Genomic DNA, 13,466 nt, shown 5'->3' with positions numbered 1-13,466 from the left:
ACACCGCATCAGATCCGTCGCGACTTCTCTGCACGATCCGATCAGCGGAGCGAGTCGACGCCGCTTCAGAGCGCGCGGACGCCGCTCGGGAACGAGGAAGGCCCCTCCCGGAGGAGGGGCCTTTGTGAACGATGACCCGAGACGTCTGTGAACGCTGTCCCGACACATCACACGAGAGCGGGTGACGGGAATCGAACCCGCACCATCAGTTTGGAAGACTGAGGCTCTACCATTGAGCTACACCCGCGAAGCCGACCGGCGCTGACGCGTGCTCGGCGCGTACTAGAGTAGCGGAGCCTCGCGCGAGCGAGGAACAGCGCCCCGCGGACGGGCGCGACGGGGTGTAGCGCAGCTTGGTAGCGCATCTGCTTTGGGAGCAGAGGGTCGCAGGTTCAAATCCTGTCACCCCGACCGACCACCACGACCGTGGAGACGACGACGGGGCGGCCCGACCGGGCCGCCCCCTCGCGTGCGTGCCTTACGCGATCGAGATGAGCGGCTCGGTGATCGTCAGCCCGAGCGCCGCGCCCTGGCTCGCGAACAGCAGGAACAGCGCGAGCGCGCCGCCGATGAGGCCCAGGTTCTTGTTGAACGAGATCTGCTCGGTCTGACGCGCCTGGGCGTCGGTCTCCTTCCAGAACGCGTGCATGAAGAACGTCACGGGGATGAGCGTCGCAGCGATGAGCAGCGCGCCGATCTCGCCGTAGAAGCCCAGCAGGATCATGAGGCCGCCGACGCCCATCGCGATGCCGGACAGGATCACACCGGACTTGCCGCCCGGGGCGCCCTTGTAGTTCGCGTACTGCGCCATCGCGTCGGCGCTCGTGAGGTGGCCGACGGCCGAGAGAAGGAAGATCAGCGCGACGAGGATGCGCGCGATGAGGAAGACGGTGTCCATTGCCAGTCCTTTGATTGCTTGTAGGTTGAAGTAAATGTAGAGGCATGCAGTTGATGTGTCAACTACTGCCGGCGGGGGACGATGCGGCCGTCGCGGGCCGCGCGGACGCGTGCGGGGGCGGGTGGCCGCCCGGCACCGCGTCGGACCCCGGTGCTTCAATGGGAGAGACGCGATCGAGGGGGACTCGATGGGGACGGACGCGGAGCCCGAGGACGACGGGCTGTCGGAGGGGATCGTCCGCACCTACCTGTACATGCGCGTCGCGGTGGCGGCCATGGTGGTGCTGCTGTTCGTCGGGCTCGCGGTCTACATCGCGTGGTCCGGCAGGTGGCTCAGCTCGATGAGCGCCTACTTCTACACGCCCGTGCAGACCGTCTTCGTCGGTTCGCTGTTCGCCGCGGGCGTGATGGCGATCGTCATCCGTGGCCGTCGCGGCCTCGAGAACAACCTGCTCGACGCCGCGGGCCTGCTGCTGCCGATCGTCGCGGCGATCCCGACCCCACTCAAGGGCGATCCGGGCATCCCCGGCGCCAGGTGCCCCCGGCGCGAGATGTGCGTGCCGAAGGACTTCGTGCCCTACGCGGACGTCACCGTGACCACGCTCGCCGTCGTGGGTGCCGCGGGACTGATCTTCGCGACGTTCACGCTCCGGTCGCGCGGCTGGGGGGATCGCTCGGACCGTTGGGGGTTCGCCGCGGCGTGCGTCCTGTGGCTCGCCTTCGTGCCGGGCTACGCCGGCCGCTACGGCGATACCGTGAGGGGCCTGATCCTCGATCTCGGGCATTACGCCGCCGCCATCGGCGCGATCGTCGCGATGATCCTCGTGGCGATCATCAACGCGCGGCAGAGCACGCGCACCGTGCCGTTGCCGGGACGTGCGGTGCGCGCGGGCCCGCTCTACCGTGCGATCGCGTGGGCCATGGGCGCGGTGCTCGCGGTCGGCGTGGTGGTCGCGGTGATCGAGCTCCGCAACCGCACCAGCGACGCGAGCCACCTGGTGTTCTGGCTCGAGTTCGGCCTGCTGGGCCTGTTCGCGATCTTCTGGACGGTCCAGACGTTCGAGTATCGCGAGGCCGGTCTGCCGGCGGAGGCCCGGTGACTGCCGAATCGCCGGCGCCGGGGGCCGGCACGGGTACGCCGCCGCCCACGGAGACGCAGCGCGCCCGACGCACGGTCGGCGCGTTCGTGGTCGCAACATCGACCATCATCTGGTGGCCCGCGTTCCAGCTCGGCGCGTGGGGTCAGGTGTTCTTCGAGCAGATCCTGCTGCTGTGGGCCGCGGCGACGGCGGCGCTTCTCGTGGTCCTGCTCAAGCAGGGCGGTCCGCGCCCGCCCGGGCCGCTGCTCGCCAGTCTCGCGTTGCCCAGCCTGTGGGTGGTCGCGGAGCTCGCGACGCCGCCCACCGGCGGGGTCGTCGCCACGGTGCTGCGGTGGTTCGGCGCCGCCGTGACCCTCGTGGGCCTCCCGGCCATGCTGTGGGTGCTGCTCACCACCCTGCGACACGACCTGGTCGAGGCGGTGCCGGCGCGCGGGTGGCTCGCCGCCGCTGGGGTCGTGACGGTGATCGCGGTGCTGAGCGCCCTGCTCGGATGGCTCCACCCGTACTACCTCACATGCGAGGACTTCTCGATCAGCGGCAACTCGCCGCCGGCCGGTTGCACGCCTGCGCCGTGAGTGTCGGACGCGTCGCGCGCGCGGCGGGCTGGTGTGGCGGTGGCGGCGAGCGCAAGCCTTTCCGTGGTGCTTGACTTGTAGGGGGCGAGGAGAACGGGCTCAGGTGGCGCGATGTCGAGTGACGCCGAGGAGCACCGTCGCCGGTCGCGCGCCGCGCGAACCGCGGGTGCTCTCTACCTTGCTTTCGTCTTGCTCTCGATCCTTGCGGACGTGATCGGCGACATCGGTCTCAGCGACGATGCGGCCCTCGCCCGGGTGATCGAGACCGCCGAGGTCCGCTTCCGCGCGGGCCTCGTGCTGGCGATGCTCGCCGATCTGCTGTTCCTGCTCGCGGCCTGGATGCTCTACGTGTTGCTGCGCCCGCACGGCGAAGCGGGCGCGCTCCTGTTCCTTGTGCTGAATGCGGTGGGGGCTGCGGTGCACGTCGCCGGGCTCGTCGAGCTGGCCGCTGCGCTGGCGCAAGGCGGCGCAGGGCCGGTCGACGCCGCGATCGCGCTTCACGGCTACGGCGTTGTCGCCGCCCAGGTGTTCTTCGGCGCGTGGCTGGTACCGCTCGGCATCCTGCTGCTGCGCAGCGGTGTGGTGCCACGGCTGCTCGGCTACCTGGTGCTTCTCGATGCGGTGGCCGTCACGTTCTGGTTCCTCCAGGCGATGCTGCTTCCCGATCATCGTGAGCTCAGCTACCCGGCGTGGGCGGTGAGCTTCCTCGCCGAGGTCGGGCTCTCGCTCTGGCTGCTGGTGCGCGGCGCCCGCGACCCGGCGACGCGACGCTACACCTAGAGCCAACGCCACGGCATGCCAGGCTGGGGGCATGACCCGCCTGGACCCCCTGCGGCGCGCCGTCCTGGCCGTCGCGCTCATCAACCTCGCGTACGCGGTGGTGGAGTTCACGGTGTCCCAGGTCATCGGCTCGGTGGCGCTGGTGGCCGACTCGATCGACTTCCTCGAGGACGGCGTCCTCAACATGCTGATCTTCGTGGCCGCCGCGTGGCCGCTCCACCGCCGCGCCCGCGTGGGCCATGCCCTCGCGATCGTCATCCTGGTGCCCGCGGCCGTCACGCTCATCACCGCGGTGGCGAAGATTCTCGACCCGACACGGCCGGATACCGTCCCGCTCACGGTGACGGCGCTCGGCGCGCTGGCCGCCAACCTCGCGGCGGCCGCGATCCTGGCGCGGCACCGGCACGTCGGAGGGTCGCTCGCACGTGCCGCCTGGCTGTCCGCCAGGAACGATGCGCTGGCGAACGTCGCGATCATCGGCTCCGCCGTCCTGGCGTTGGCGTGGGTGTCGGGATGGCCCGACATCGTCGTGGGCGTGGGCATCGCCGTCCTCAACGCCGACGCGGGCGTCAAGGTGTGGCGGGCTGCATCACAGGAGCGGCTGGAGGCGCGGCGGGCCGAGGCTTAGAGTCCCGGCGTCACACCACGGCGATCGCGAGCGTCACCACGGCGAGCAGCGGCAGCACGCCCTGCTTCGCGGCCGCGCTCGCGTACGACCGCGAGCCCGCGACCAGCACCAGCGCCGCGAGAGCCATCGAGCCGCAGCCCGCGAACACCAGCGCGGCGCCCGCCGCGGTCTGGTCCAGTGCGAGCAGCACGATGCCCACCACCGCCATCAGCGCGAGGAACAGGTTGTAGAAGCCCTGGTTGTAGGCGAGCGCGCGCGTGGTCTGCGCCTCCTCCTCGGTGGCGATCCCGAACACCTTCCGCGTCGCCGGCCGCGTCCACGCGAACGACTCCATCCAGAAGATGTACACGTGCACCGCCGCCGCGAGCCCCGCGAGCCCCATCGACACGACCAGCATCACCACTCCACCCTCATCACGGCGCGGCCCGGGGTGGGCCGCGACACCTCGATCATGCCCGCCGCCGCGAAGATCTCCCGCGACCCCACGTACAGGTCGGACACGCTGCCGCCCTCGACCCGTGGATAGCCCTCGACGGCCGTCGCGCCGCCGGCACGCGCGTGCGCGACCGCCGCGATGGCGAGCGCCTTCGCGAGGCCGCGGCCTCGGAAGTCGCGACGGACCACGAAGCACGTGACCGCCCACACGCCCGGGTCGTCCCTGTCCTCGTCGCGACCCGACCACGGGATCCGCGCGGTGCGCAGCCGCGGGTAGGCGACGCGTGGCTCGACCGCGACCCAAGCGGCGGGCTCGTCGCCCACGTACGCGACCAGCCCCGAGGTGGCCGTCGCGCCCGGCCGGTCGCAACCCGCCTGGGCGACCAGCGCATCGTCCCGCGCCTCGCGGCCCGTCGCCGTCCAGTCCTTCTGCGGCAGCTTGAACCACTGGCAGCGGCAGGAGTTCGCATCCCCGCCCTCGCGCATGATGACGTCGAGGTCCGCCCGAGACGCCCGGTTGGCAGGGACGATGCGCGGCTCGCTCATGCGGTCAGGCTAAGCCCGCGTAGGCTCCAGGCATGGCACACAAGCGGGTCACCTACGTCCTGGTCGACGGCGAGAACATCGACGCCACCCTCGGCACGTCCATCCTGGGCCGCCGCCCGCGACCGGAGGAGCGCCCGCGCTGGGAGCGCGTGCTGCGCCACGTCGAGGAGCGCTGGGGTCAGCAGTCGCAGGGCCTGTTCTTCCTCGCGGCGAACAACGAGCTGCCCATGACGTTCGTGCAGGCGCTGCTCGCGATCGGCTTCCGGCCGGTGCCGCTGTCCGGCGCGCCGCACGAGAAGGTGGTCGACATGGCCATCCAGCGGACCATGGAGGCGCTGCGCGAGCGCGACGCCGACGTGGTGCTGGTGAGCAACGACGGCGACTTCGTCGACGGCATGGAGGACCTGCTCGACGGGCGTCGCGTGGGCCTCGCGGGGTTCGTCGAGTTCCGCAACAGCGGCTTCATCGAGCTGCAGGAGCGGGGCCTCGAGTTCTTCGACCTCGAGTACGACGTGCACGCGTTCAACGAGTCGTTGCCGCGCGTGCGCATCATCCCGATCGCCGAGTTCGACCCGCAGCAGTTCCTGTAGCCGACGCGGCCGTCAGGCCGCGTCGCCCACGGAGATCGCCTCGGCCTCCACCTCGGCCGGCTCGCCCAGGTGGGCGTCGACGCGCGCGAGCACGCCGCGCGAGGCGGCCACCACGGCGGCGCCCGCCAGCACCGCGATCGCGGCGACCACGTACGGCAGCCAGTCGCCGGCCTGCGCCGCGAGCCACGCCGCGAGCGGCGGCGCGACCGCGCCGCCGAGGAAGCGGACGGACGAGTACGCGGAGGACGCCACGGTGCGCGGGAGGTCCGTGACCTCCATGACCGCCTCGGTGAACACCGTGTTGAGGACGCCCAGCAGCAGCCCTCCCACCACGACGCAGGCGACCAGGGCGGCGGGCGTCGCGACCACGACCGCCGCGACCGCGAGATCGACGGCGAGCAGCGTGAGCGTGACGGCCAGCACCGTGGTGCGGCGCACGCGCGCCGTGAGCAGCGGAGCGACCCACACCGAGGTGATCGCGACGCCCAGGCCCCAGCCGAAGAAGGTGAGCCCGAGCCCGATCGCGTCGAAGCCCAGCGGGAACGGCGTGTACGCGAGCAGCGTGAAGAAGCCGATGTTGTAGAGCAGCGCCGTGATCGCGAGGCGCTGCAGCCCGGGGTGACGCAGGGCGCGGAACGGGGCGCTGAACGGCACCCGCACGCGCGGCGTCGCGTCGCCGCGCAGCAGCACGGCGAGCGCGACGAAGGCGATGGCCATGAGCGTCGCGGTGCCGAAGAACGGCGCGCGCCACGAGACCGAGCCGAGCAGGCCGCCCAGCAGCGGCCCGATCGCGATGCCCAGGCCCAGCGCCGCCTCGTAGAGGATGATCGCGTTGGCGGCACCGCCCGAGGCCGCGCCGACGATGGTGGCGAGGGCGGTCGAGATGAACAGCGCGTTGCCCAGGCCCCAGCCGGCCCGGAGGCCGATGATCTCGTTCACGGACCCGGCCGCGCCCGCCAGCGCGGCGAACACGACCACGAGTCCGAGCCCGACCAGCAGCGTCCACCGCGTGCCGATCCGCCCCGATACCCAGCTGGTGACCAGCATCGCGAGGCCGGTGACCAGCAGGTACGAGGTGAACAGCAGCTCCGCCTGGGTGGGGGAGGCGTCGAGCGACTCGCTGATCGCGGGCAGGATCGGGTCCACCAGGCCGATGCCCATGAACGCCACCACGGACGCGAAGGCGACGGCCCAGACGGCCTTGGGCTGCTGGAGCAGGGACGGGCTCACAGGTGCTCCTTGTCGAGAGAGGTGAGGATGTCGACCGTGGCGGCGAGGTGCTCCCAGGCCGCGGCATCGAGCGAGGCGAAGTAGGGGGAGAGGGCGCCGCCGAGCTCCGCGCGCCAGTCCTCGATGGCCACGCGGCCCTCGTCGGTGATCGAGAGCACCGAGGCGCGGGCGTCGGCCGGATCGGAGCCCTTCGTGACGAGGCCCTGCTCGCACAGCTGCTGCGACAGCTGGGTGAGCGCGGGCTGGCTGACCCGCACGGCTGCGGCGAGCGTCCCCACGCGCTGCGGTCCCTCGCGATCGAGGATCGCGAGCAGCCGCCACGCGGAGGCGGGGGTCGAGTTGCCCGTGGCCTGCGCGGCGAGACGGGTGAGACGCTGCGTCTGGGAGACCAGCTCCACGATGGTGCGGCGACGTGAGTCCATAAGTCAGGAATATAACTCACTTATCGAAAGGCGCGCGACGGGACGTCCGCGCGTCGCCGTGCCCCGCATCGTCCCCTCCGAATTGGTCTGCACGCGTGCGGCGCGTACGATTGCAGGGTTGCCCGACCAGCGGGAGCCGACGGAGCCCCCGCGGGCCCCACCATCCAATTCCAGGAGTACGTAGTGACCAGCGCCCTCGAGAAGATCGACGCCACGACCGTCAAGCTCACGGTCAACCTGACCGAGGCGGACCTCGCCGACACCATGAAGCACGCCTACGAGCACGTGGGCAAGCAGGTGCAGATCCCCGGCTTCCGCAAGGGCAAGGTCCCCGCGAAGGTCCTCGAGCAGCGCGTCGGCAAGGGTGCCATCATCGAGCACGCCGTCAACGACGGCCTGCCCGGCTGGTACACCGAGGCGGTCAAGGAGACGGGCATCCGTCCCTTCGGCCAGCCCGAGGTCGAGGTCACCAAGGTCCCCGGCGTCGTCGACGGCGACGAGGGCCTCGAGTTCACCGCCGTGGTCGAGGTGCGCCCCGAGGTCACCCTCCCGGCGCCCGCCGACCTCACCATCGAGGTCGAGCCCATCGAGGTCTCGGACGAGGACGTCGACGGTCGCCTCGACGCGCTTCGTGAGCGCTTCGGCACCCTCGTGGGCGTCGACCGCCCCGCCGCCGAGGGCGACTTCGTCACCATCGACCTCACCGCCGTGATCGGCGACGAGACCATCGACACCGTGCAGGGCACCTCCTACCAGGTGGGCGCCGGCAACATGCTCGAGGGCATCGACGAGGCCATCACCGGCCTGTCCGCCGACGAGGAGACCACGTTCGAGGGCCCCCTCGCCGCCGGCGACCACGCCGGTGAGACCGCGCAGATCACCGTCAAGGTGACCGCCGTCAAGACCCGCGAGCTGCCCGAGGCGGACGACGACTTCGCCCAGCTCGCCTCCGAGTTCGACACCATCGCCGAGCTCCGCGAGGACCTCACCGAGCAGGCCAAGCGCATCAAGACCAACAACCAGGCGATGGAGGCGCGCGAGAAGCTCCTCGAGAAGCTGGTCGAGGCCACCGACTTCGAGCTCCCCAAGAAGGTCATCGAGAACGAGGTCCACAGCCACCTCGAGAACGAGAACCGCCTCGAGGACGACGAGCACCGCGCCGAGGTCACCGAGGAGGCCACCAAGGCCCTCCGCACCCAGATCCTCCTCGACCAGCTCGCGGACGACCTGGACATCGACGTCGAGCAGCCCGAGCTCCTCGACTACCTCATCAACTCGTCGCGCCAGTACGGCATGGACCCGGGCACCTTCATCCAGCAGGTGGAGCAGGCCGGCCAGATCCCCGCGATGGTCGCCGAGGTCGCCCGCTCGAAGGCCACCGCCTTCGCGCTGCGCCGCGCGACCGTGGTCGACACCGCGGGCACCGCGGTGGACCTCTCCGAGGTCATCGGCTCGATCGAGGACGAGAAGGCCGAGGAGGCCGCGGCCGAGGACGCCGCCGCCGAGTAACCCTCAGCAGACGCGACAGCGCCCGCCCTCCCCTCGGGGAAGGCGGGCGCTGTGCTGTTGCCGGGGGTCTCGCGTCAGGCCGCGAGGGCGTTGATCTCCTGGTCGAGCTGGGTCCAGAAGTCGACGCACTGCGGGTCGTTGGCGCAGCTGACGAACAACGTGATGCCGATCACGATCGCGATGATCCCCAGCACGATCTGCAGGTAGCCGATGATGAGGCCCGCGATGCCGAGGCCCTTGAGCTCGGCCTCGCCGCGGTTGGACGCCGAGACGCCCAGGTGGCCGAAGATCACACCGACGAGGCCCAGCCCCAGGATGCTCGTGACGAACGACGTGATGTTCATCCACGTCTTCGCTCCGGCCTGACCGGGGGGTCGCTGGTACGCGGGCGGCGGGGGCGCGGCCGCGTAGCCCGGCTGCTGCGCACCCGGCTGGGCGTATGGCTGGGCGGGCGGCGGGGTGGCCTGCGGTCCCGCCTGAGGGGACGATGCCGCGGCCGGCGCGGCGGGTGCCGTGGGTTCCGCGGGGGTGGGCTCCGTCGACGGGGCCGGCTGATACGCGGTGGGCTCCGCGGGCGTGGGTTCCGGCGCGTTCTCGCGCTCGTCTGGTGTGGACATCATCCCTCCTCGGATGGCGTATGCGCGGTCTTGTTCCAGGCTAGCCGCGCGCGCCTTGGCGGGCGCGGCGGGCGGTCCGGGTGGTGGCGGGGCGGGTCAGGATCCCGTCGACGTGCACCAGTCGGCGGCGTTCGAGCCGCCGCACTCGGAGACGGCCCACCCGAACACGGCGAACAGGCCGATGAGCACGAGGAGCCCGAGCGCCGTGATGACGTAGCCGATGATGAGTCCCGCGAGACCCACCCCCCAGTTGTCGGCCTCGCCCCGCTTGACGGCGCTCAGGCTGAGGTGGCCGAACACGATGCCGACGATCGCGGTGATGCCCGTGAACAGGCCCGCGAGCGACAGCACGAGCGAGGTGACGCCCATCCAGTTCTTGTCCGTTCCCGCGGGGCGCTGCGGGGCGTACGGCGCCTGGGGGTAGGCGGGCTGCGGGGCCGGCTGAGGCGCCTGCTGCGCGTACGGGGGGATGGGCCGCGGGGCGGCCGGGTCGAACGGTTCCTGGGGCGTGGACATGGTCTCCTCCTCGGCGGCCGGGTGGCCGCCTCCTCAGGCGACGCTATCGAGCGCCGCCCGGCCCGCGCATCGTCCCCCGGTGTGATCCGGACGATGCGCGGGTCGGGGATGGCCCCGAGGGGGACTACTGGACCGTGACGGTGCCCGCCGACACGAACGCGATGATCGCGATGACGTAGATGATCGTGGCGACGATCCCGATGTAGCCGATGATGAGGCCCGCGATGCCCATGCCCTTGTAGTCGGCCTCGCCGCGCTTGGCCGCCGCGACGCCGAGGTGGCCGAAGATCACGCCGAGCAGGCCCAGGCCCACGAGCGACGTCACCAGCGACGTGATGTTCATCCACGTCTTCGCGGGGCGCGGCGCGTAGCCGCCGTAGCCGGCCGAGGGCGCGGGCGGGGCCGCGTACCCGGGGGCCGTGGGCGCCGGGGCCGGGGCAGCGGGCGCGGGCGGGAGGTCCGCGGCTGCCGGCGCGGGGGTCTCCGCGGTGGCCTGCGGCTCCCATCCCTGGTGCGGCTGCACGCTCGACTCGGCCGGGCGCATCGTGCCCTCCGGGGGCTGTTGGCTGAAGGGGTCGTTCGTGGTGGACATCTCTCTCCCGTCGTCGTGGGCGTCCCTCGCGCCCGTCGCGACCCTAGCCGTTCTCCCCGTAGCGAAACCAGGGGGGAAACGGCATCGAGGCGTCGGTGCTGCGCGTTACTGTCAACCAGGACGCTCGACAGGAGGACACACGTGAACGAGATCACGGCACGAGGCGAGGGGCCCGGCATGGCGCTCAACGACTCGATCTTCAACCGGCTGCTGCGCGAGCGCATCATCTGGCTGGGCGACGAGGTGCGCGACGACAACGCGAACGCCATCTGCGCTCAGATGATGCTGCTGGCAGCGGAGGACCCGGACCAGGACATCTACCTGTACATCAACAGCCCCGGCGGATCGATCACCGCGGGCATGGCGATCTACGACACGATGCAGTACATCAAGCCCGACGTCGCGACCGTCGCGATGGGCATGGCGGCGTCGATGGGGCAGTTCCTGCTCTCGTCGGGCGCGCCCGGCAAGCGCTTCGCGACGCCGCACGCCCGCGTGATGATGCACCAGCCCTCGGGCGGCATCTACGGCACCGCGACCGACATCCGCATCAACGCGGAGCTCATCATGCACATGAAGAAGGTGCTCGGGGAGCTGACGGCGGCTCAGACCGGCAAGAGCATCGAGCAGATCACCAAGGACGCGGACCGCGACCGGTGGTTCACGGCGGACGAGGCGCTCGAGTACGGCTTCGTCGACAAGGTCATCAAGCACGCGGCCGAGGCCGGCGACAAGTCCCAGGGAGGCAAGGCGTGAGCGAGATCCAGCGCGCATTCCAGGCGGCCGGCCGTACGGCGGGCGCCTTCGGCGGCGGAGCGTACGGGGGCGGCGTGTCCGACGCCCCCTCGTCGCGCTACATCCTTCCCCAGTTCGAGGAGCGCACGGCCTACGGCTTCAAGCGCCAGGACCCCTACGCGAAGCTGTTCGAGGACCGCATCATCTTCCTCGGCGTGCAGATCGACGACGCCTCGGCGGACGACGTGATGGCGCAGCTCCTGGTCCTCGAGTCGCAGGACCCGGACCGTCTCATCACCCTGTACATCAACTCGCCGGGCGGCTCGCAGACCGCGCTCACCGCGATCTACGACACGATGCAGTACATCAAGCCCGAGATCCAGACCGTGTGCCTGGGCCAGGCCGCCTCCGCGGCGGCTGTGCTGCTCGCGGCGGGCACGCCGGGCAAGCGCCTCGCGCTGCCCAACGCCCGCGTGATGATCCACCAGCCTCGCATCGAGGGCGGCGCGCGTGCGCAGGCCTCCGACATCGAGATCTACGCGGAGGAGATGCTCCGCATGCGCGAGTGGCTCGAGAACACCCTCGCGTTCCACTCCGGCCAGACGCCGGAGAAGGTGCGCGAGGACATCGAGCGCGACACGTTCCTGTCCGCCGCCCAGGCGCGCGACTACGGCCTGGTGGACCAGGTGCTCGAGTCCCGCAAGGGCACGCAGGCCGTCCACTCGTAGGACCCCCTCCACGAGACGCCGGGGGCGTCGCGCGCGGCTTTCTCCGCGTGCGGCGCCCCCGCCGCGTTTCGGATGCATGACGGGAAGGTCTCGATTGCATAAGGCGCTGCATCGACGGTCCTGCTACGCGCCAGGCGCATCCGGGGGCCCGGCGCGCCGCCCGACGCTTGTCGGACCCCGTGGGTAGCCTGGAGGGGCACGACGGAGTTCGTGAGAGGAGCCCCCGATGAACCGACCCGCTGACAGCGGCGACCTGCTCAAGTGCTCGTTCTGCGGAAAGACGCAGAAGCAGGTGCGCAAGCTCATCGCGGGCGGCGGCGTGTACATCTGCGACGAGTGCATCGAGCTGTGCAACGAGATCATCGAGGAGGAGTTCGCGGAGCAGGTCGAGGCCGAGCTCACCGAGCTGCCCAAGCCGCGCGAGATCTTCGACTTCCTGGGCCAGTACATCGTGGGTCAGGACAGCGCCAAGCGAGCCCTGTCCGTCGCGGTCTACAACCACTACAAGCGCGTGCGCGCCGGGGAGACCCGGCTCAAGGGCGACGAGGACCAGGTGGAGATCGCCAAGTCCAACGTCCTCTTCATCGGCCCTACCGGCACGGGCAAGACCTACCTCGCGCAGACCCTCGCGAAGATGCTCAACGTGCCCTTCGCGATCGCGGACGCCACCGCGCTCACCGAGGCCGGCTACGTGGGCGAGGACGTCGAGAACATCCTCCTCAAGCTGCTGCAGGCAGCCGACTACGACGTCGACAAGGCCCAGCGCGGCATCATCTACATCGACGAGATCGACAAGGTGGCCCGCAAGGCGGAGAACCCGTCCATCACGCGCGACGTCTCCGGCGAGGGGGTCCAGCAGGCGCTGCTGAAGATCCTCGAGGGCTCGGTCGCCTCGGTGCCGCCGCAGGGCGGGCGCAAGCACCCGCACCAGGAGTTCATCCAGATCGACACCACCAACGTGCTGTTCATCCTCGGGGGAGCCTTCGCGGGCCTCGAGGAGATCATCAGCTCGCGCGTGGGCCGCAAGGGCATCGGCTTCGGCGCGACGCTCAAGGAGGCGGACAACACGGACCTGTTCTCCGAGGTCACCCCCACGGACCTGCACAAGTTCGGGCTCATCCCGGAGTTCATCGGCCGCATGCCCGTCATCGCCACCGTGAACCCGCTCGACGTCGACGCGATGGTCAACATCCTCACCCAGCCCAAGAACGCGCTGGTGAAGCAGTACCAGCGCATGTTCGAGCTCGACTCGGTGGAGCTCGAGTTCGAGCCCGAGGCGGTCCAGGCGATCGCCGAGCAGGCGCTGGACCGTGGCACCGGCGCGCGCGGCCTCCGCGCGATCATGGAGGAGGTCCTCCAGGAGACCATGTTCGAGGTCCCCGGCCGCGACGACATCGCCCGCGTGATCGTCACGCGCGAGACGGTGCTCGAACGCGCCCGGCCGGCCTTCGAGGGTCCGGTCGAGGAAGCCGGCGCGGCCTAAGTCCGCTCGCGCCGCGCCCGCGCGTCCGCCCCGCGCGCTATGGGGAACTCAGCGACGGTTCTGGCAGGTCTGAGCGAGCCATG

17 protein-coding genes and 2 tRNA genes are annotated in these 13,466 nt (G+C 70.8%); 10 read left to right on the top strand and 9 right to left on the bottom strand.

Annotated features, from left to right (window positions below; all coding sequences use genetic code 11):
* Positions 1–176 precede the first annotated feature (176 nt).
* Positions 177–247, bottom strand: a tRNA-Gly gene (locus AOM01_RS00950).
* 90 nt (positions 248–337) lie between these two features.
* Between AOM01_RS00950 and AOM01_RS00945 the strand changes: the two genes are divergently transcribed.
* A tRNA-Pro gene (locus AOM01_RS00945) sits at positions 338–411 on the top strand.
* Between the two features lie 67 nt (positions 412–478).
* Here AOM01_RS00945 and AOM01_RS00940 read toward each other — a convergent pair.
* Positions 479–898, bottom strand: coding sequence for a DoxX family protein (locus tag AOM01_RS00940; RefSeq protein WP_062287650.1), 420 nt, complete (start codon positions 896–898; stop codon positions 479–481).
* Between the two features lie 187 nt (positions 899–1,085).
* Between AOM01_RS00940 and AOM01_RS00935 the strand changes: the two genes are divergently transcribed.
* The 4 genes from AOM01_RS00935 (at position 1,086) to AOM01_RS00920 (ending at position 3,980) form a co-directional block, all read left to right on the top strand.
* Entirely contained in the window at positions 1,086–1,997 is a 912-nt protein-coding gene (locus AOM01_RS00935; protein ID WP_062287647.1) for a hypothetical protein, read from the top strand.
* Positions 1,994–2,572: a hypothetical protein gene (locus AOM01_RS00930; RefSeq protein WP_062287644.1), complete on the top strand. Its 579-nt coding sequence runs from the start codon at positions 1,994–1,996 to the stop codon at positions 2,570–2,572. Before AOM01_RS00935 ends, AOM01_RS00930 begins: the two co-directional genes overlap by 4 nt.
* Before the next feature lie 111 nt (positions 2,573–2,683).
* Positions 2,684–3,352 (top strand): DUF4386 domain-containing protein, encoded by a 669-nt coding sequence (locus AOM01_RS00925; RefSeq protein WP_062287641.1) that lies wholly within the window; start codon positions 2,684–2,686, stop codon positions 3,350–3,352.
* A gap of 31 nt (positions 3,353–3,383) precedes the next feature.
* Complete coding sequence (locus AOM01_RS00920; protein WP_062287638.1) at positions 3,384–3,980, top strand: cation efflux transmembrane domain-containing protein; 597 nt, start codon at positions 3,384–3,386, stop codon at positions 3,978–3,980.
* Between the two features lie 10 nt (positions 3,981–3,990).
* Here AOM01_RS00920 and AOM01_RS00915 read toward each other — a convergent pair whose 3' ends face one another.
* Both AOM01_RS00915 and AOM01_RS00910 read right to left on the bottom strand, forming a co-directional pair.
* Positions 3,991–4,377, bottom strand: coding sequence for a DUF1304 domain-containing protein (locus AOM01_RS00915; protein ID WP_062288560.1), 387 nt, complete (start codon positions 4,375–4,377; stop codon positions 3,991–3,993).
* Positions 4,377–4,961 carry a GNAT family N-acetyltransferase gene (locus tag AOM01_RS00910; protein WP_062287634.1) on the bottom strand — a complete coding sequence of 195 codons (585 nt, stop codon included), beginning with the start codon at positions 4,959–4,961 and terminating at the stop codon, positions 4,377–4,379. Before AOM01_RS00910 ends, AOM01_RS00915 begins: the two co-directional genes overlap by 1 nt.
* A 32-nt stretch (positions 4,962–4,993) precedes the next feature.
* Here AOM01_RS00910 and AOM01_RS00905 point away from each other — a divergent pair, with 32 nt between their 5' ends.
* Complete coding sequence (locus tag AOM01_RS00905) at positions 4,994–5,551, top strand: NYN domain-containing protein (RefSeq protein ID WP_062287631.1); 558 nt, start codon at positions 4,994–4,996, stop codon at positions 5,549–5,551.
* 12 nt (positions 5,552–5,563) lie between these two features.
* Here AOM01_RS00905 and AOM01_RS00900 read toward each other — a convergent pair whose 3' ends face one another.
* Both AOM01_RS00900 and AOM01_RS00895 read right to left on the bottom strand, forming a co-directional pair.
* A complete protein-coding gene (locus AOM01_RS00900; protein WP_062287628.1) occupies positions 5,564–6,781 on the bottom strand; it encodes an MFS transporter in 1,218 nt (405 codons plus the stop codon).
* Complete coding sequence (locus AOM01_RS00895; RefSeq protein WP_062287625.1) at positions 6,778–7,203, bottom strand: MarR family winged helix-turn-helix transcriptional regulator; 426 nt, start codon at positions 7,201–7,203, stop codon at positions 6,778–6,780. The genes AOM01_RS00900 and AOM01_RS00895 overlap by 4 nt, the downstream gene beginning before the upstream one ends.
* Positions 7,204–7,386: 183 nt before the next feature.
* On the opposite strand from AOM01_RS00895, the gene tig reads away from it, so the two are divergent.
* On the top strand, positions 7,387–8,712 hold the full coding sequence (gene tig, locus AOM01_RS00890) for a trigger factor (protein WP_062287622.1): 1,326 nt from the start codon (positions 7,387–7,389) through the stop codon (positions 8,710–8,712).
* A 74-nt stretch (positions 8,713–8,786) separates the two neighbouring features.
* Here the strand turns inward: tig and AOM01_RS00885 are convergent, their stop codons facing one another.
* The 3 genes from AOM01_RS00885 to AOM01_RS14290 form a co-directional block, all read right to left on the bottom strand.
* Positions 8,787–9,329 carry a DUF4190 domain-containing protein gene (locus AOM01_RS00885; protein WP_156155772.1) on the bottom strand — a complete coding sequence of 181 codons (543 nt, stop codon included), beginning with the start codon at positions 9,327–9,329 and terminating at the stop codon, positions 8,787–8,789.
* A gap of 96 nt (positions 9,330–9,425) precedes the next feature.
* Positions 9,426–9,845, bottom strand: a complete 420-nt coding sequence (locus AOM01_RS00880; RefSeq protein ID WP_062287618.1) for a DUF4190 domain-containing protein — start codon at positions 9,843–9,845, stop codon at positions 9,426–9,428.
* A 124-nt stretch (positions 9,846–9,969) separates the two neighbouring features.
* Positions 9,970–10,437 (bottom strand): DUF4190 domain-containing protein, encoded by a 468-nt coding sequence (locus tag AOM01_RS14290; RefSeq protein ID WP_062287616.1) that lies wholly within the window; start codon positions 10,435–10,437, stop codon positions 9,970–9,972.
* 177 nt (positions 10,438–10,614) lie between these two features.
* On the opposite strand from AOM01_RS14290, the gene AOM01_RS00870 reads away from it, so the two are divergent.
* The 3 genes from AOM01_RS00870 to clpX all read left to right on the top strand — a co-directional run bounded on the left by AOM01_RS00870 (position 10,615) and on the right by clpX (position 13,383).
* Complete coding sequence (locus AOM01_RS00870) at positions 10,615–11,193, top strand: ATP-dependent Clp protease proteolytic subunit (protein WP_062288557.1); 579 nt, start codon at positions 10,615–10,617, stop codon at positions 11,191–11,193.
* A 5-nt stretch (positions 11,194–11,198) separates the two neighbouring features.
* Positions 11,199–11,900: an ATP-dependent Clp protease proteolytic subunit gene (locus AOM01_RS00865; RefSeq protein ID WP_174441880.1), complete on the top strand. Its 702-nt coding sequence runs from the start codon at positions 11,199–11,201 to the stop codon at positions 11,898–11,900.
* Between the two features lie 226 nt (positions 11,901–12,126).
* Positions 12,127–13,383 (top strand): ATP-dependent Clp protease ATP-binding subunit ClpX, encoded by a 1,257-nt coding sequence (gene clpX / locus AOM01_RS00860; protein WP_062287613.1) that lies wholly within the window; start codon positions 12,127–12,129, stop codon positions 13,381–13,383.
* Positions 13,384–13,466: the final 83 nt, after the last annotated feature.

The organism is Demequina phytophila (genome assembly GCF_000971135.1).
GTDB lineage: Bacteria > Actinomycetota > Actinomycetes > Actinomycetales > Demequinaceae > Demequina > Demequina phytophila.
This window is presented reverse-complemented; position numbering and strand designations above follow the sequence as displayed.